This is a genomic window from Mesorhizobium sp. AR02 (assembly GCF_024746835.1).
Classification (GTDB): Bacteria; Pseudomonadota; Alphaproteobacteria; order Rhizobiales; family Rhizobiaceae; genus Mesorhizobium.
Genome location: NZ_CP080531.1, coordinates 7,092,830 through 7,109,457, shown reverse-complemented (window position 1 = coordinate 7,109,457; position 16,628 = coordinate 7,092,830). Strand labels below are relative to the sequence as shown.

The 16,628-nt window shown below is 63.3% G+C and carries 16 protein-coding genes; 4 read left to right on the top strand and 12 right to left on the bottom strand.

Features of this window, described 5'->3' with window-relative positions; translation table 11 throughout:
* Positions 1-57 precede the first annotated feature (57 nt).
* Both DBIPINDM_RS38900 and DBIPINDM_RS38895 read right to left on the bottom strand, forming a co-directional pair.
* The gene (locus tag DBIPINDM_RS38900; protein ID WP_258584330.1) at positions 58-1,188 is read right to left on the bottom strand and encodes a glycosyltransferase; all 1,131 of its coding nucleotides are present in this window, start codon (positions 1,186-1,188) and stop codon (positions 58-60) included.
* A gap of 10 nt (positions 1,189-1,198) precedes the next feature.
* Positions 1,199-1,762, bottom strand: a complete 564-nt coding sequence (locus DBIPINDM_RS38895) for a polysaccharide biosynthesis/export family protein (RefSeq protein WP_258584329.1) — start codon at positions 1,760-1,762, stop codon at positions 1,199-1,201.
* A 257-nt stretch (positions 1,763-2,019) separates the two neighbouring features.
* On the opposite strand from DBIPINDM_RS38895, the gene DBIPINDM_RS38890 reads away from it, so the two are divergent.
* On the top strand, positions 2,020-4,320 hold the full coding sequence (locus DBIPINDM_RS38890) for a GumC family protein (protein WP_258584328.1): 2,301 nt from the start codon (positions 2,020-2,022) through the stop codon (positions 4,318-4,320).
* A 29-nt stretch (positions 4,321-4,349) separates the two neighbouring features.
* Here the strand turns inward: DBIPINDM_RS38890 and DBIPINDM_RS38885 are convergent, their stop codons facing one another.
* From DBIPINDM_RS38885 to DBIPINDM_RS38860, 6 genes are all read right to left on the bottom strand, one after another.
* Positions 4,350-5,186, bottom strand: coding sequence for a GNAT family N-acetyltransferase (locus tag DBIPINDM_RS38885; protein WP_258584327.1), 837 nt, complete (start codon positions 5,184-5,186; stop codon positions 4,350-4,352).
* Between the two features lie 5 nt (positions 5,187-5,191).
* On the bottom strand, positions 5,192-5,938 hold the full coding sequence (locus DBIPINDM_RS38880) for an aspartate/glutamate racemase family protein (RefSeq protein WP_258589448.1): 747 nt from the start codon (positions 5,936-5,938) through the stop codon (positions 5,192-5,194).
* Between the two features lie 2 nt (positions 5,939-5,940).
* Entirely contained in the window at positions 5,941-6,759 is an 819-nt protein-coding gene (locus DBIPINDM_RS38875; protein WP_258584326.1) for an ABC transporter permease, read from the bottom strand.
* A 1-nt stretch (position 6,760) separates the two neighbouring features.
* Positions 6,761-7,672, bottom strand: coding sequence for an ABC transporter permease (locus DBIPINDM_RS38870; protein WP_258584325.1), 912 nt, complete (start codon positions 7,670-7,672; stop codon positions 6,761-6,763).
* A 90-nt stretch (positions 7,673-7,762) separates the two neighbouring features.
* Positions 7,763-9,052, bottom strand: a complete 1,290-nt coding sequence (locus DBIPINDM_RS38865) for an ABC transporter substrate-binding protein (protein WP_258584324.1) — start codon at positions 9,050-9,052, stop codon at positions 7,763-7,765.
* Positions 9,053-9,086: 34 nt separating this feature from the next.
* A complete protein-coding gene (locus DBIPINDM_RS38860) occupies positions 9,087-10,175 on the bottom strand; it encodes an ABC transporter ATP-binding protein (protein WP_258584323.1) in 1,089 nt (362 codons plus the stop codon).
* A gap of 259 nt (positions 10,176-10,434) precedes the next feature.
* On the opposite strand from DBIPINDM_RS38860, the gene DBIPINDM_RS38855 reads away from it, so the two are divergent.
* Positions 10,435-11,148, top strand: a complete 714-nt coding sequence (locus DBIPINDM_RS38855) for a GntR family transcriptional regulator (protein WP_258584322.1) — start codon at positions 10,435-10,437, stop codon at positions 11,146-11,148.
* Between the two features lie 77 nt (positions 11,149-11,225).
* On the opposite strand, the gene DBIPINDM_RS38850 is transcribed toward DBIPINDM_RS38855, so the two are convergent.
* A complete protein-coding gene (locus DBIPINDM_RS38850) occupies positions 11,226-12,047 on the bottom strand; it encodes a S1 family peptidase (RefSeq protein WP_258584321.1) in 822 nt (273 codons plus the stop codon).
* A gap of 169 nt (positions 12,048-12,216) precedes the next feature.
* Positions 12,217-13,467: a GNAT family N-acetyltransferase gene (locus tag DBIPINDM_RS38845; RefSeq protein ID WP_258584320.1), complete on the bottom strand. Its 1,251-nt coding sequence runs from the start codon at positions 13,465-13,467 to the stop codon at positions 12,217-12,219.
* Positions 13,468-13,558: 91 nt separating this feature from the next.
* Here DBIPINDM_RS38845 and DBIPINDM_RS38840 point away from each other — a divergent pair, with 91 nt between their 5' ends.
* Entirely contained in the window at positions 13,559-14,617 is a 1,059-nt protein-coding gene (locus DBIPINDM_RS38840; RefSeq protein ID WP_258584319.1) for a polysaccharide deacetylase family protein, read from the top strand.
* Between the two features lie 51 nt (positions 14,618-14,668).
* Here DBIPINDM_RS38840 and DBIPINDM_RS38835 read toward each other — a convergent pair whose 3' ends face one another.
* Together DBIPINDM_RS38835 and DBIPINDM_RS38830 are read right to left on the bottom strand one after the other, a co-directional pair.
* Complete coding sequence (locus tag DBIPINDM_RS38835) at positions 14,669-15,073, bottom strand: hypothetical protein (RefSeq protein ID WP_258584318.1); 405 nt, start codon at positions 15,071-15,073, stop codon at positions 14,669-14,671.
* Positions 15,074-15,166: 93 nt separating this feature from the next.
* Complete coding sequence (locus DBIPINDM_RS38830; RefSeq protein WP_258584317.1) at positions 15,167-15,382, bottom strand: DUF2842 domain-containing protein; 216 nt, start codon at positions 15,380-15,382, stop codon at positions 15,167-15,169.
* Positions 15,383-15,535: 153 nt separating this feature from the next.
* Here DBIPINDM_RS38830 and DBIPINDM_RS38825 point away from each other — a divergent pair, with 153 nt between their 5' ends.
* The gene (locus DBIPINDM_RS38825) at positions 15,536-16,627 is read left to right on the top strand and encodes a COX15/CtaA family protein (RefSeq protein ID WP_258584316.1); all 1,092 of its coding nucleotides are present in this window, start codon (positions 15,536-15,538) and stop codon (positions 16,625-16,627) included.
* The last annotated feature ends 1 nt before the right edge of the window (position 16,628 follow it).

The following is a 16,628-nucleotide window of genomic DNA, read 5'->3' as shown; positions in this document are numbered from 1 at the left end:
GCAAAAGAGAGCTAAGAAACCCTTGAAACAACACGTGGCTTTGGAAAGGCTTGGGGGTTACCTGTCGAGCGCGGCGAAATAGGCCTTCTCGATTTCCGCGGCCATGACGTCGGCGCCGAAGCGTGCCCTGAGGCCGGCGCCGTCGGGCATCAGTTTGCTGTAGGCGGCAAGGTCGGCCAGCGCCTCGCTCATCTTGTCGGCGAGTTCGACCGGATCGGGGCGGATCAGGGCAGGGGAGCCGGCACCGAAAATCTCCGGTATGCCGCCGACGGAGGTGGCGATCATGGGTCTTGCCGCGGCAAGGGCCTCCAGCACGATATAGGGCATGGCTTCCGCGCGGGATGGAACGACCACCAGCGCCGCCAGCGCGAAGGCTTCTCTGGCCGGCATTGGCGGTAAGAAGCGGACATGGCCTTGAAGCCCCAGGCGCTCCACTTGCGCGTGGTAGCGCGGCAGGTCGTCACCGTCGCCGACCATAACCGCGCTCAGCGCCCGGCCAAGCCGGGGACCGGCGGCGACCAGGGCATCGATGAAGATGTCGGGTCCCTTCAGGTCCCGCATCATGCCGATATAGAGCAGATCAGCCGCATCGGATGCGATGATGACCGGTTCGAATTCGACGGCGCGCAGTCCGTTGTAGACGAGCGTGTTCGGGATCGGCGGCTCGCCCACCTTCCTGCGATAGGTTCGCCGCTCATAGTCCGAGACGAACAGCAGGCAATCGGTGAAGCGCGCCATGGAGCGCTCCAGCGCGAAGAACAGCTTCCCGGTGGCTGTCGTTTCGTCATAGTGGAGGGAGCCGCCATGCGGCGAATAAAGGCGGGCTACGCGAGACCTTGATACCCGCAACAATGAGCCGAACAGACGGGCATAAGCGCCACCCTTGGCGCCGTGCCCGTGCAACACGTCCGGCCGCAATTCCTTGATGATCCTGTAGGTGCGCCGGGCCGAGGCGAGATCGCCCGGGCCGACATGGCGCTGCATCGGCGTGCGATGGATGCCGAGCGCCAGCATATCCTTCATCTGCTCGAACAGGCGCTCCTCGAATTCGCCGCCGGTGGTCGAATCGCAGACGATCCCGACCACATGACCGGCGGCGACCTGCGCTTCCGTCAGGTCGCGCACATGCCGGAAAATTCCTCCGACGGGTGAACGAAAGCAGTGGACGATCCTGAGCTTGTCCGCCACGTGGTGTCTGTCAGAACAGGCGTTCGCGGACGTAAACGGTATCTCCGGGCAGCAGCGGATCGGATGTGACCACGCGGCCGGTCATCACCTTGCCGTTGATGTCGCGGGTGATGTCGACGCTTTCCTGGTTGGCGCGCGGCGAGAAGCCGCCGGCAATGGCGATGGCCTTCTGCACGGTCAGGCCGGGCACATAGGAATACTGGCCGGCAGCTCCCACTTCGCCCATGACGAAGATCGGCCGGTAGCGATCGATCTCGACCGAGACATCGGGATCGCGCAGATAGCCTTGCCGCAATTTGTCGGCGATCTCCTTTTCCATCTGCTGCGCGGTGTGGCCACGCGCCGGTATGGCACCGACAAGCGGAAAGGAGAGGTAGCCGGACTGGTCGACACTGTAGGTGTTGGTCAGTCCGTCCTGCTCGAACACCGTGACGCGGATGCGGTCGCCGGCGCCGAGACGATAGGGCTGGTCAAGGACTTCGTGGAAGGCAGCCGGCGTCGGCCGGTAGCTGGAGCAGCCGGCGAGCATCGATACGGCAAGCAGAGCGTGAAAGAGGGGAGCAGTGCTTTTCATGACCGGATACGTACCTTCGACTGGCCGCTGCGGCGTCGCAGCAAACATCTGGGATCGGGTCCGTTATCATCCTGTTAGGGTTAATGGCCGGGTAAAGGAGCCGGCCGATACGGCTCGCGCCGGCAAGGGTTTTGCCATTTTTATCGATTTTCTTGGGTGCCTGCAGTAATCCCTAACGGAGTATTACCGCGATCTTAACGGCTGAGTTACCATAGTTGTTTACGGTGCATCCTGACCCAGTTTCGGAGTAGGGATGCATGTCCGTTCAGTCCGCGGCCGCAGATGTCGACGTCGACCTCAGGCAGCTCTTCGCCAGCCTGGCGAGGAACTGGCTGCGCATATTGCTCTTCGTCCTGGTGGTGACGGGCCTGGCGTTTGCCTTCGCATCGTTCGCGACAAAGCATTACAAGGCCCAGACGCAGATCGAAATCGCCCCGCGTGAATCCGTCTACACCCGTCCGGCCGGCAGCAACAATGACGGTGACAAGCCGATCCTCGACGAGCAGGGCGTCGCCACCCAGGTCCAGATCATTTCGTCCAACGAAATCCTCAAGCAGGTGGCGGAGAAACTCGGCCTGTCGCGACTGCCTGAGTTCGACGAAGCGATCAACATGTCGTACCTGAGCCGCGTGCTGGTCCTCCTTGGGCTTAAGAACGACCCGACGGATGTTCCTCTCGACGAGCGTGTCCTGAAGAAGATGCGCGAGAAGCTCAACGTCTTTGGCGTTGAAAAGACCCGCATCATTGCCATCGAGTTCTCCTCCGAGGATCCCAAGTTCGCCGCCGCCATCCCCGATGCCATTGCCGCTGCCTATATTGCCGGGCAGGGCGCGGCCAAGAGCGAATCGAACAGCGCCGCCGCGGACTTTCTGGCGCCTGAGATCGCCGACCTGTCGAAACAGGTCAGGGATGCCGAGGCCAAGGTCGCGGCCTACCGCGGCCAATCAGACCTGTTGATGGGCGGCAACAATGCCACCCTGGCCACCCAGCAGCTGGCCGAGCTGTCGACCGAATTGTCGCGGGTGCGCGCCAATCGCGCCGCGGCCGAAGGCACAGCCGACAGCGTGCGCAAGGCGCTGCAGAATGGCGGCTCGCTTGACTCACTGCCGGAAGTGCTGTCGTCCGACCTGATCCAGCGTCTGCGGGAGCGGCAGGTCGAGCTGCGCGCGACCATCGCCGATCTGTCGACGACAATGCTCGACAACCATCCGCGCGTTCGCGCCGCGAAATCACGACTGGCCGATCTCGACGCGCAGATCCGCAGCGAAGCCCAGAAGGTCATGAAGGGCCTGGTGATGCAGGCCGACGCAGCCAAGGCGCGCGAGAGCCAGCTCATCTCCGACGTCAATCAACTGAAGGCAGCATCGGCGCAGGCCGGCAACGAGCAGGTCGGTCTCGACGCGCTGCAGCGCGATGCCGCCGCCAAGCGCCAGCAGCTCGAACTCTATCTGACCAACTACCGCGAGGCAGCTTCGCGTCAGGACCGCAACTATGTGCCGGTCGACGCCCGTGTCTCCTCACCGGCTTCGGTTCCCTCCGAGCCGTATTTCCCCAAGGTCGGGCCGATCGTTGGTGCAGCCGCCGCGGCTTCGCTTCTGCTGGCGGCGGTCTTCACGCTGCTCAAGGAACTCTTCTCGGGCCGCGCCATGCGCCCGGCCACGGGTGCCCGTTTTGCGCCGATCGACGAAGTGGCGATGCCGGCAACTGCCCGGCAGGAGCCGGCTGCTCCCCTGGAGCCATCTGTCCGTCTGGAGCCGGCCGTCGCCAGCGAATTCGCCAATCGTGCCGCCGAGACGCCATGGCCCGAAACGGTCATGGATTCCGAGATGGTGCAGCCGCAGCCCGTTGCCGAGCCCGAACCTGTTGCCGCGACCGAACCTGTGGCCAAGGCTGAGCCTGTCGCGGAAGCCGAATCGGTCTCCGAGCCGGAGCCTGTCGTAGAGGTCCAGCGGCCACGCTCGGTGCTCGGTGAGATCGACATCGAGAAGGCCGCGGAAAAGCTGATCGCCAGCGGGGCCGCGCGCGCCATATTCGTGTCGCCCGAAGGCGACGAGGCAGCCGCATCGGCGATCCTGGTGGCACGCGAGGTGTCCGACGCCGGCCTGCGCGTCCTGTTGCTCGACCTGACCGCCTCGGGCGCCGCCTCGAGGCCGATGTTGGACAGCGGGCTTTTCCCGGGCATCACCGATCTGCTCGCTTCGCAGGCGCAGTTCAGCGATGTGATCCATGCCGATCTCTATTCCGACTGTCACGTCATTCCCGTCGGCACCGCCGATCCGGTCCGCGCCATGCGCGCCGCCGACCGGCTGCCGATCATCATGCAGTCGCTGACCACCGCCTATGATCTCGTAGTGGTCGAATGCGGGCCGGCCGATGCGCAAGGCATCAGCCGCCTGGGCGGCGATGCCACGGAAGTGTTCCTGTCCATGCTCGAGCCGGACGACGAGGTGACGAAGGCCGCGGTCAAGTTGATCGAGAGCGGCTACCCCGACCTGACGCTGGTGACGCCGCTTGGCCACGAGCCGCCGGGCACGCCGGGCCGGCGCTCCGCGGCCTGACAGAATCGCTGTTCGGCGAGGCGCTCGGCCTATCCCAGCTCCAGCGTCGTCACGCCGAATATCCTCTTGGCATCGAGCTTGGGCGGCGTGCCTTTGTACATGCGGGTGGTGCTGAAGGTCGGTGAGAAACCTGCCGCCTCGAGCGCCGCGATGAAGTCTACCTGGGTGGCCGGGGCGTCGATGTTCAATTCGCCGCCGTCGCACGCGCTCGCCAGCGCCCCGAGCAATTCGAGTGCGGTCTGCACATCGTCGGCGAAGAGCGGGCCGACCTTGAAGCCGCTGCGGCAGGGGCGGGCCACCGCATAGCCGGCCGTTCCCCGCGATGTGATCGCCGCCAGGGCATGATGTGGCGGCTGCAGCCATTGCTGCAGGAAGGAGCGCCGGGGCGCGGGAAAGCAAAGCGCGTCGTACCAGGTGATGTCGGGCCCCGGCTCCGCGGTCACCATGCGAAGCCGCCCGGTGTCGACGGGCAGGGCCGCAGGGCGCCCGCTGTAGCGGATGGTCTCGTAGATCGGCTTGAACCCTTTGCTCCGGTAGTTGGCCTGCTGCTCTTCGACGCCATCGAGTCCGACGGTGCGCCCGGCCAGCCTGTCCATGCCCGCGGTCCACACCGCCTTGCCGTAGCCCTTGCCGCGCATGTCCGGACGGCAGATGTAGAGGCCGATGAAACCAAAATCGTGCCCATAGGCCACCGCCGAGATCGCGGCGACCATGTCGTCGCCGACAAAGGCACCGATGAACCCCTCCGGATCCGCCGCCTGGAACATCGCCGCGTCGTAAAGACCGGGGTTCCAGCCCTCGTCAGCCGCCCAGTCGATGAGGTCGGCCAATTCCGCCAGCGACAGCGCGCGGATGATCGGTTTCATGGTGCTCACTCCGCGGCGACAGCTCCCGGCGCGAACGATTTCAGCATACCACGATAGGGCTTGGCCAGCGGGCTGGCATAGGCACCGCGCTTCGATGTCGACAAGCCCAGCGCAATCAACGCTTCGGCCTGCTTGATCGCGGCGCCGACACCGTCGATGACAGGCAGTCCGAAATCCGCCTGCAACTGGTGGGCAAGGTCGGCCATGCCGGCGCAGCCAAGCACGATGGCTTCGGCGCGGTCTTCCTCCACGGCGCGAGCGATCTCGTCGCGCAGCTTGCCGATTGCGCCCGATGCCGGATCTTCAAGCGCCAGCACCGGAATGTCGGCGGCCCGCACACGCGCCCGTCCCGCCATGCCATAGCGCTGCACCAGCCCCTCCACCGGCACGCGCGAGCGTTCAGTGGTGGTTACGACGGTGAAGCGTTGGGCGATGAAGGAGGCCATGCTGAGCGCCGCCTCGCAGATGCCGATGACGGGAATGGCGGCCATGGCCCGCGCGGCGTCGAGGCCGGTGTCGTCGAAACAGGCGATGATCGCCGCCTGCGCGCCGCGCCGCTCGCCGGCGGCGATCTCCATCAAAAGGCCCGGCACGGCCAGCGCTTCGTCATAATAGCCTTCGATCGAGGCAGGCCCCGTCGACGAAGTGACGGGGATGATTTCGGTCCAGGCGCCGGCGACCGCGCGCGCCGCCGCGCCGATGGTCTCTGTCATGCTGGCCGTCGTGTTGGGGTTCACCACCAGGATCTGCACGGTCACGCTCTCGCCCGGCGGCGGCCGACATAGAGGATGGCGCCCAGCGTCGCCAGAATCACCAGGAAGGAAAACACGGTGGTCACCGTGCCCAGCGCGTAGAGCACCGGCGTGGTGACATTGGTGGTCATGCCATAGATCTCGAGCGGCAGCGTGTTGAAGGTGCCCGATGTCATCAGCGTGCGGGCGAACTCGTCATAGGAGAGCGTGAAGCCGAACAGGCCGACGCCGATCAGGCTCGGCGCGATCATCGGCAACACGACATGGACGAAGGTCTGCCAGGAGGTGGCGCCAAGATCGCGCGCGGCCTCCTCGTATGCTGGCGAGAAACGGTTGAAGACGGCGAACATGATGAGCACGCCGAACGGCAAGGTCCAGGTCAGATGCGCGCCGAAGGCCGACGTATACCAGGCTGGGCGCAAGCCGACCTGCTGGAAGACGACGCCGATGCCCAGCGAGATGATGATGGAGGGCACGACGAGACTGGCGACCGCCAAATAGAACAGCGCGGTGGCGCCGCGAAATTTCTGGCGGAAGGCAAGGCCGGCGAGCAGCGACACGATGACAGTGACGACCATCACCATCAAACCCAGCACCAGCGAGCGCTTGAAGCTGCCGCCGAAATCGCCGACCGCCTGGCGCTCGAACAGATTGGCGAACCAGTGCAGCGACACGCCGTTGAGCGGGAAGGTGAGGCCGCCGGTCTCGCCCTGGAAGGAGAGGATCAGGATCGCCGACAGCGGGCCGTAGAGGAACAGCACGAACAGCGCGAAGAAGGCCGCCAGCACGTAGAATTCGAGGGTGCGTTTTTCGTGGCTCACGTCAAAGCTCCCTGCGGATGTCGACGATGCGCAGGATGCCGGCGACCATCAAGAGCACCAGCACCAAAAGCACCACGGCGTTGGCGGCGGCGGCCGGATACTGCAGCAGCGACATCTGGTTCTTCATCATCAGCGCCACCGACGCGCTCTGGCCGCCCGACATCACCTGCACGGTGGAGAAGTCGGCCATCACCAGCGTGACGACGAAGATGGTGCCGATCGCCATGCCTGGCTTGGCCAGCGGGATGATGACGTTCCAAAGCACCTGCCAGCCGGAGGCGCCGGCATCGCGCGCGGCCTCGACCAGCGAGCGGTCGATGCGCATCAGCGTGTTGAAGATCGGCGTTACCATGAACAGCGTATAGAGATGCACCATCGCCAGCACGACCGCGAATTCGGAGTAGAGCAGCCATTCGATCGGCTTTGGCACCAGCCCCATGTGCACCAGCGTCGAGTTGATCAACCCGTTGCGGCCGAGCACCGGGATCCACGAGATCATGCGGATGATGTTGGAGGTCAGGAACGGCACGGTGCAGACCAGGAACAGCACCATCTGCATGGCCGTGGTGCGGATGTGGAAGGCAAGGAAATAGGCGACCCAGAAGCCGATGAACAAGGTCAGCGCCCAGACGATGGCCGCGAATTTGATGGTGTTGAGATAGGTCTTCCAGGTGACCCAGGAGCCCAGTACGTCAGAATAGTTGGTGGTGAGAAAGTCCGGATACATGGCGGCGAAGTCATAGTCCCAGAAGGACACGACGACGATCATGATGATGGGCAAAAGCAGGAACGCACCGAGGATCAGCGCCAGTGGAGCCGACTGGAGGTAGGGCGTGACGGCACCGATGGAGAAGCGGCGGCGTCGGACTGGTTTCGCGGCGGCGATTGCGGGGTGTTCGAGCGCGACTGTCATCTAGGCTCTCGGTTTTGGCGATGCGGCCTGAGCCGCGTTACCCCTTCTCCCTGCAAGGGGAGAAGGGGTAGAGGAGGGCGCTTGTTCCCCTTACGCCGCGATGAACTCGTTCCAGCGCTTCACCATGTAGCGGTCCTCGTCCATCACCGAGTTCCAGCAGGCGACCTTGCCCATGCGCTCCTCGAAGGAGCCGCCATCGCGCACGGCGCCGGCCTTTTCCATGACGGTGCCGTCCGGCGCCTTGATCTCGCCCTTGGCCGGCTTGCCCTCGATCCAGTAGCCCCACTCGTCCTCGGTCATGAACTTCTTGGCCGAGACCATGTTGGCCGAGTAGTAGCCCTGGCGGTTGAGGTAGCCACCGACCCAGCCCGACGTGTACCAGTTGATGTATTCGTAGGCAGCGTCGAGCTCGGCGCCCTTGAGGTGGGCGGCAAGGCCAAGACCACCGCCCCATGAGCGGTAGCCTTCCTTGAGCGGCTGGAAGCGGCAAGGAATGCCCTTGGAGCGCACGGCGGCGACCGCCGGCGACCACATGGACTGGATGACCACTTCGCCCGACGCCATCAGATTGACGCTCTCGTCGAAGGACTTCCAGAAGGCGCGGAACTGGCCGCCCTGCTTGGCCTTGATCAAAAAGTCGATCGTCTTGTCGATCTCGTCCTTGGTCATGTTGCCCTTGTCGGCATATTTGATGTTGCCGCTGGCTTCCATGATCATGGCGGCGTCCATGATGCCGATGGACGGGATGTTGAGGATGGCGGTCTTGCCCTTGAAGGCCGGGTCCATGATGTCGGCCCAGCTTGTGATGTCGCGGCCGACAAGGTCGGGGCGGATGCCCAGCGTGTCGGCATTGTAGATGGTCGGCACCATGGTGAACCAGTTGGTCGGCGCCTTGGCGAAGGTCTTGGAGTCCTGCGCCTCGACGAAGCCGACGGTATGCGGCGCTGTGCCCTGGGCAATGACGCTGTCGGGGGTGAGTTTGCCGGTTTTGAACAGCGGCACCAGCTCGTCGTAATATTTCAGCTTGCTGACATCCATCGGCTGCAGCACGCCGGTGGGGAACACCTTCTTGCAGATCCAGTATTCGATGTCGGCGATGTCGTAGCTGTCGGGCTGGGTCACGGCGCGTTGCGCGGCGGCGTCGGAATCGGTCGCCGTCATCTCCAGCGTGATGCCAAGGTCTGCCTTGCACTTGTCGGCAATGGCGTTGAGGTTCGACACGCCGGTGCCGAACTGGCGCAGCGTGATGTTGGACTGCGCCCAGATGGTCGGGAAGCCCGTGATGACGCCCGAGCCGGCGGCGAGGCCGACGGCGGCCGCACCCGTCTTGAGCAGCGAGCGGCGCGAAATGCCGGTCTTCGTTTCGATGGTTTTTGTCATGTCTATTCCCCTGTCTTGTTTTGCTTGGTTGATTTCATGAATGAAGGCGGCCGAGGACGATCGCGTCTTGCGGATCCCAGGCCAGCGGCACGGCGTCGCCGATGGCGACGGGTTTGGCGAAGAAGTCGGAATCGTCGACGATGACGGTGAAATCGTCGATGCCGGCGCCGGTGACGGAAAGCTTCACGGTGGCGCCGCGATACTCGATGTTGGAGACGATGCCGGTGAAGCCGAGGCCGGGCGAGCGCGCGTCGCCGATGCGCACATGGTCGGTGCGGATGGCGATGTCGATCGGCGTACCCGCCTCTTGGCGGTGGCCGCTGGCGGCAAGCGAACCACCGCCATTGACGTCGAACACGACCATGCCGTCGCGCGCGCCGGTGACCCGGCCGGAGATGACATTGTGGTCGCCCATGAAGCGCGCGACGAAGGCCGTGGCCGGCCGCTCGAACACGTCGCGCGGCGGTGCCGCCTGTTCAATGCGGCCGTCATTCATCACCACGATCAGGTCCGCCAAGGCCATCGCCTCCTCCTGGCTGTGGGTGACATGGACGAAGGTGATGCCGAGCGAGGTCTGCAATTTCTTCAGCTCGGCGCGCATGCGGATTTTCAGGAACGGGTCGAGTGCCGACAGCGGCTCGTCGAGCAGCAGCGCCTCGGGATCGGTGATTAGCGCGCGGGCGAGCGCGACGCGCTGCTGCTGGCCGCCGGAAAGCTGCGCCGGACGGCGCGTCGCATAGGCCTCCATCTGCATCAGTTTGAGCATGTCGAGCGCCTTGGCGCGGCGCTTTTCCTTGTCGACGCCCTTCATCTTCAGGCTGAAGGCGACGTTGTCGATGAGGTCGAGATGCGGAAACAGCGCGTAGGACTGGAACATCATCGCCGTGCCGCGCTTGGCCGGCGGCAGGTCGGTGACGACGGTGTTGCCGAGCCGGACATCGCCGGACGAAATGCTTTCGTGGCCGGCGATCATGCGCAGCGTCGAGGTCTTGCCGCAGCCGGAGGGACCGAGCAGGCAGCAATAGGTGCCCGCCGGTATCTTCAGGCTGATGTCCTCGACGGCGGTCGTCGTTCCATAGATTTTCGAAACGGACACGATGTCGATCTCGGCGGCTTTGGACATTCAGGCTTCCCTTTTGGTCGCATTAACCAATGCATCATGCGTGCCAATATTGGAGCGACCGGCCAAGCATTTGAATTGTCTGAAAAATCAGGATTCCCGATCATTGCCTATCAGGCGAGCCATCTTGTGCATTGCACAAATAATGGGCGATTGTGCGCGATCTGCATAAGAATCGTATGCAATCTTTTTTGCCTTCGTGTCCACTTTGCCTCTCGTACGACAAGGATGAGTCGCGTTAGAAGGGTGCGGGAACATCGCCATGAACATCGCCGACCAGATCTATTCCGCCACCGACAGCGCCACGCAGGATCGCGCCCAGGCGATCCGCGACCAGCTGCGCGACGCCATAGTCGATCGTCGGCTGGCGCCGGGCACCAAACTGTCGGAAGGCGAGGTCGGCACGCTGTTCGACGTCTCGCGCACTGTCGCTCGCGCGGCCTTGCAGATGCTGTCCTTCGAAGGCCTGGTGCGCACCGAGCGCAACCGCGGCGCCTTCGTCGCCAACCCGTCGCCCGAGGAGGCACGCCAGGTCTTCGCCTCGCGCCGGTTGATCGAACCCGGCATTGCCATTGCCGCCTGCGGGCGTGTCACATCAGCCGACATCGTCGCCTTCAAGGCGCAACTCGACGAGGAGGGCCGCTTCATCGCCGAGCACGGCCCGAACGCGCGGCGTTCCGAAATCAAGGCGTCCGGCGATTTCCATCTGCTGCTGGCCTCCGTCGCCGGCAATGCCATCCTGCAGCGCTTCATGGAGGAACTGGTTGCACGCTCCTCGCTTGTCATCGCCCTTTATGGGCGATCCGGCGTGTCAGCCTGCGGGCACAGCGAGCACACGGAAATTGTCGGCGCGCTGGAAAACGCCGATTGCGAGCGAGCGAGCCAGCTGATGCTGCACCACATCGATCACATCGAGGCTGATCTCGATCTGCGCGTCAGGGCCGGCCCAGCGCTCAGGGAAGCTCTCAAGTTCTGACGGCTGGCGCAATTCCGGGAAAAGTGTGTGGCACTCGCTTCAGCAATGCCGATCGAGGGTTTCCTTGGCGCAAAGGATCACTGTGACAAGCCCGATCTGTAAGCAGCGATTTTACCGCGAAGAGCTTCTTCAATCACAAGCAGCTCAGATGAACGGATAGCCGTACCTAGATGCATCATAGACGTGATTGCAAACGTCGGCTGCTTCGCAAGCGTGATTGTCCCTTCGGTGGTGATGGTTGGCCCACTGTAGAGGATACCGAGCAATTTGTGCCGAATCGCGTTACCGAATTTGAAGTGTCCTGCGAATTTATCGAAATGCGGTGCACCTCGATCGAAAAGGAAAATCGGCGAGCCTGACGAACCAGGATAACAAGCCATGTCCACCATAAATTCCGCCTTGCCATTGTAAAGCTTTGCCGGATGGCTTGCAGTGAAACCTGTTCTGGTGATGGGGAGAGCATTGGCCTCGTCGTAGAGGCCGTTTGGGCACCCCACCATCGTAACGCCCTCAATTGCGTCAAAGTCAGCCCACTCGGTATCGGTTGGCAACTCTTTAGCTTCAAGGACGGCATAGAAGAGAGCCAAACCCTCTTGGCCGAATCGGTGGAGGAGGTCTGTTATAACCAAGTAGCAAAGGTCAGCCGTCGGGTGAAAGACGATAGCCTCCTGGTCGAGTATCAAGCCTATTTCTCTCACCGCTCCAGACGGACCATCTTCGCCTAGATGCATTTGGAAGCGCAGAGCGTAAGCGCCTTTGATCACGTGCTTGTTTGTCACGATGCCGACCGAAAACTTGGCGCCGCCGTCGAAAAAAATCTTATAGAAAAAACCGGTCCCATAACCGGTTGTGAGGCCTCCGGCGTCAAGGGTCGTCAGCCTAGTTGCTGAATAGAGCATGTGCTCTGCGGGCGACCAAAGCATTGATACCTCACATTACTATTTGAAACGCCGCATAGATAATGCCGACCAATTGGATTTCGCAACAGATTTGTACCACGGGCTGGCGCTCGCTATTCGATCGATTACGACAAAGCTGACCTTACCAGGACTATAGGCCCAGCCGAGATCAATCCCGTCGGGCATCGTTGTCGCTGTCGTCCTCGCCAGCCACGGGCGCTGCCTGTCCGGCGGCCTTGCGGCGCAGCATCTTGGTCAGTTTCCAGATTGTCGGGCTGTTCTTGACGAAAGCCTTCAGCCGCGCGCCCTGGCGAAGCGTCTGTGCCAGCGCGCGGCCCTTGAGCGTCAGCGGCACCAGCACCTCGAAATGCCGGGTTTCGATATCGCACCATTGCCGCTTGTAGGGCTCGTCGCCAACGGAGAAATCATAGACAGCAAAGCCGGTCTCGCAGGCTTCCTGGATGTTGTCGAAGAACAGAAAATCGCCGGGACTGCTGTGCGCGAGATCGTCCTCGGCAATCGCGCCGAATTCGCAGATCAGGCGTTTCCCAGAACGGCTCGACCCGGTGATGGCGCGCAGCTTGCCGGCGACCTCCAGTCCATGCAGCACGAAAGAAGGCTTGTCCTCGGCCAGGGCTTGCGTGAACAGCCCCCGGAAGAAGGCGCGTGTCTGATCGTCACCAAAAACGTTGGCAATGCCCATCTTGCGAAAGCGATGCTCCTTCATCTCGAAGAAGGCGTCGAGCAATCTCTCCACCTCGTCCGCGCTGCGCGCCTCGATGCGCCGGTGGCTGCCGACGGCCTCGAACTTGCGCGTCTGCGATCGATGCTTCTTGCGTTTGCGCTTGCCGCTGGCGCGCAGCAGCAAGGCATCGAAGCCACCGGCAAGATCGACGGCCAGCGAAAGATTGGGGCTGGCAAAGTGATCGAGCGATGCGAGCGGATTGGCGATGCCGTCGAGATCGGGCAGCAACCGTTCCAGTGCGATGAGATCGATATCGGGGCGGGCCCTGGCAATGGCCGCAAACATCGAGCGGACGGCCGCACTATCCGCCCTGGCCAGCCATTGCGGGTCGGCGGCGGCGAAATTGCCGTTGGCGTGGCGGCCGCCCATGAAACGGGCAACCCGGAACGGCCCCTGGCTTACGACCTCCAGCGCCAACGCGAAGACCGGCTTGCCTTCGAGAGAGAGCGTTACGACGAGGAGATCGGGTTTGAGTTGCGCGGCCCAGTTCAGGATCCATGTCGCGCCCTGTGCCGGCGCATGGAGCGCCGAGCGGCAGAACCCCGCATAGGCCGCGAGCCCTTCGGCTGCGGCAACGGAGACCGACAGCTGCGCTGCATCCTTCGGCAGCGCTCGTTGCGAAGCTTCGGTCGCCGCGAGCCGATTGCCGTCAAATGACGCCATTGCGTCAACCATACCTCAATCCTTAAGGCGTATTGATCCCGATTTGGGGGAGCGCTCAGGCGTGTTCCGTGCTTGGATCAGCCTAGGCGCAAAAGGTGAATGAATGATCGACGGTGGGGAGGCAATCCGGAAACTGGCGCTCAACGTCGCCCGCTATACCGGCCTCGCACCGCTGGCCAGGCCGTTTGTCGGCGGCATCGGCGCCATCCTGATGTTGCACCGCGTGACGGCGACACCGGAAAAGCCCGACAGCGTCAACCGGCACCTCAACATCGCGCCCAGTTTCCTCGACGCCGTGATCGCCGATATGAAGGCGGACGGCTATGCCTTCGTCTCGATGGACGAGGCGGTGGAGCGCATCAAGGCAGGGGGCAAGGGCGGCCGGTTCGCCACCATCACCGCCGACGATGCCTATCGTGACAACATGACAGAGGCCCTGCCGGTGCTGGAAAAGCACGGCGCGCCGATCACCATCTATGTCGCGCCGGGGCTGATCGACGGCACCGCCGATCTGTGGTGGGATGTTGCCGAGGACATCGTCAACGCATGCGACCGCCTGACGCTCGCGACCTCGAATGGTCCCGCAGTAATCGATTGCGCGACCCCCGCCAGGAAAACCCAGGCCATAGCCCGGCTGCACGCCTACTTGGCCACCGAGGTCCGCGAGGAGGATTTGCGGACCGTGCTGCGCGATCTCGCCAGTTCAAAGGGCGTCGACGCGGACGCCCCGCGCCTGCGGACACTGATGAACTGGGATGAGATCCGCAGTGTCGCCGCGCATCCGCTGGTGACGATCGGCGCTCACACGATCAACCATAGCAATCTGAAGCGGCTTTCAGAGGCCGATGCGCGACACGAGATCGGCGCTGTAAGGGACATGTTGCGGACCGAACTCGGCAGGGAGCCGCACCATTTCGCCTATCCTTATGGCTATGCCAGCGCTGTCGGCTGCCGCGAAGTCGGCTTTGTCCGTGACGCCGGCTATGTCTCCGCCGTGACCACCCGCCATGGCGTGCTGCGCGCCGAGCATGCCGGCTTCCTGCATGCCTTGCCGCGCATTTCAATCAATGGCCGCTACCAGAATCTCGCCCACATCCGCACCATGCTGTCGGGTGTGACGACGCCGCTCGCCAATGCCGGCAAGATGGTCGTCACCATCTGACGACTGTCTGGCCCGGTATCGACGATCGACCTAGCGAACATCCGCAACGTTTCAGCATTTGTGGAAGTAGCGGTAGGTATCCGGCGCGCTCATCCATTTGAAGTTTGCCGTCAACCCGCCATGCGCGTTGATCCAGCCGCGGATGTCGGATGCGTAAGCGTTCCACAACACGCCGGTCATGTCGGTGCGGTGGGCGAGGTGGAAGCCGAAACTCGCCGCCGGCATCACGCATATGTGGCCGCGGGGGATATAGCCGAGCAGCACCGTGCAGGCGGATTGGCACTTGCCGACGATGCGCACATTGACGCCGCGTGCCGCCAACGCCTTCCAGCGCTGGCTGTAGGCGGCGACGCTGCCGCCATGGTCGTCCGAGACGTTGATGGTTTCGGCCGCGGCGATCGAAGCGGCGAGCGAGGCGAACAGCAAGATCAGCCCCGCGAACATCCCTTTCAGCATGCCGGCCTCCCCAGGTGAGCGCCGTCAGGATAGTCCTTTGCTCGTTGGCTGATGAATCACGATCGCGTTTTCACAGGGATCGTAGGCTGGGTTTCAGCGCTTGACCCGCGGCTCCAGCATCAGCCATTTGATGATGCCCATCGCCGGCAGCACCCAGAGCAGGCCGCTGAACAGGAAGAACAGGAATTGCACCAACGGACCCGATTCCGACAGCCGGGCGACCGCGAAGATCGACGCGACCAGCGCATAGATGATGACCAGTGCCACCAGCAGGAACATTCCGATCAGCTTTTTCAGGCGAATGGGCATGGCTTGGCCTCGTTGATTGCTATCGCTTAGGCCGAACGCAAGACACGCGCAACCCGCGACATCAGGCGCGACGGCGTGCCGCGCTGCACGGTCTTGCCAGCACGGGTGCGATGGTTCACCAATCCGCGACATTGAACCGGACGGGACAAGATCATGGCTGCCATATCAGCTGCCGCGCCATACGTTGCCCGCGACCGTGACCTGCACAACCGCGCACTTGTGCGCGGCTGGCTTTACGCCGTGCTGCTGGTGCTGTTTGCGCTGGTTCTGGTCGGCGGCGCCACGCGACTTACCGAGTCCGGCCTGTCGATCACCGAATGGCAGCCGATCCACGGCGTCATCCCGCCGCTCAACGACGCCGAGTGGCAAGAGGAATTCCAGCGCTATCAGCAGATCCCGCAATACACCGAGCTCAACAAGGGCATGAGCATCGAGGCGTTCAAGTCGATCTTCTGGTGGGAGTGGGCGCACCGTCTGTTGGCGCGCAGCGTCGGCCTGGTCTTTGCCTTGCCGCTGCTGGTCTTCTGGGTAACGCGCCGCATCGAGCGCGGCCTTGGGCCAAAGCTGGTCGGCATTCTGCTTCTGGGCGGCCTGCAGGGCGCCATCGGCTGGTGGATGGTCGCCTCCGGCCTGGTCGACCGGGTTTCCGTCAGCCAGTACCGGCTGGCGACGCACCTGACGCTGGCGGCGTTGATCTTCACCGCCACCATGGTCGTCGCGCGTGGGCTGGCGCCGCATTCGGAGCCTGCGGCCGATCGTTCGACGCAGCGGCTGGCCGGCTTCATCGTGCTTCTGGCGCTGATCCAGATCTATCTCGGCGGTCTGGTCGCCGGGCTCGACGCCGGCTTGAGCTACAACACCTGGCCGCTGATGGACGGCAAGATCATTCCGGGCGATCTGCTGATCCTCGAGCCGGCATGGCGCAATTTCTTCGAAAGCCCGAAGACGGTGCAGTTCGTCCACCGGCTCGGCGCTTATACGGTCTTCGCCGTCGCGCTCTGGCACATGATCGCCACGCGTCGGCGGCTGCCGGGCTCAACCCATGCCCGCCGCGCGACGCTGTTGTTTGTGCTGGTGCTGGTGCAGGCCTCGATCGGCATTGGCACGCTGCTGATGCATGTGCCGTTGCACATGGCGCTCACCCATCAGGGCTTTGCACTGATCGTGCTGGGCTTTGCCGCCGCGCACTGGCGGGGCACAAAAGGGGCTTACCCCTTGCCGCAAGAGATCGCGCTCAGGAGCTGAT

Bases quoted from the DNA above. Each gene is read 5' to 3' on its own strand.
- DBIPINDM_RS38855 (WP_258584322.1), top strand. From the start codon at position 10,435: ATGAACATCGCCGACCAGATCTATTCCGCCACCGACAGCGCCACGCAG.
- DBIPINDM_RS38830 (WP_258584317.1), bottom strand. From the start codon at position 15,382: ATGCCCATTCGCCTGAAAAAGCTGATCGGAATGTTCCTGCTGGTGGCA.
- DBIPINDM_RS38835 (WP_258584318.1), bottom strand. From the start codon at position 15,073: ATGCTGAAAGGGATGTTCGCGGGGCTGATCTTGCTGTTCGCCTCGCTC.
- DBIPINDM_RS38890 (WP_258584328.1), top strand. From the start codon at position 2,020: ATGTCCGTTCAGTCCGCGGCCGCAGATGTCGACGTCGACCTCAGGCAG.
- DBIPINDM_RS38860 (WP_258584323.1), bottom strand. From the start codon at position 10,175: ATGTCCAAAGCCGCCGAGATCGACATCGTGTCCGTTTCGAAAATCTAT.
- DBIPINDM_RS38895 (WP_258584329.1), bottom strand. From the start codon at position 1,762: ATGAAAAGCACTGCTCCCCTCTTTCACGCTCTGCTTGCCGTATCGATG.
- DBIPINDM_RS38870 (WP_258584325.1), bottom strand. From the start codon at position 7,672: ATGACAGTCGCGCTCGAACACCCCGCAATCGCCGCCGCGAAACCAGTC.
- DBIPINDM_RS38885 (WP_258584327.1), bottom strand. From the start codon at position 5,186: ATGAAACCGATCATCCGCGCGCTGTCGCTGGCGGAATTGGCCGACCTC.
- DBIPINDM_RS38825 (WP_258584316.1), top strand. From the start codon at position 15,536: ATGGCTGCCATATCAGCTGCCGCGCCATACGTTGCCCGCGACCGTGAC.
- DBIPINDM_RS38865 (WP_258584324.1), bottom strand. From the start codon at position 9,052: ATGACAAAAACCATCGAAACGAAGACCGGCATTTCGCGCCGCTCGCTG.
- DBIPINDM_RS38840 (WP_258584319.1), top strand. From the start codon at position 13,559: ATGATCGACGGTGGGGAGGCAATCCGGAAACTGGCGCTCAACGTCGCC.
- DBIPINDM_RS38850 (WP_258584321.1), bottom strand. From the start codon at position 12,047: ATGCTCTATTCAGCAACTAGGCTGACGACCCTTGACGCCGGAGGCCTC.
- DBIPINDM_RS38845 (WP_258584320.1), bottom strand. From the start codon at position 13,467: ATGGTTGACGCAATGGCGTCATTTGACGGCAATCGGCTCGCGGCGACC.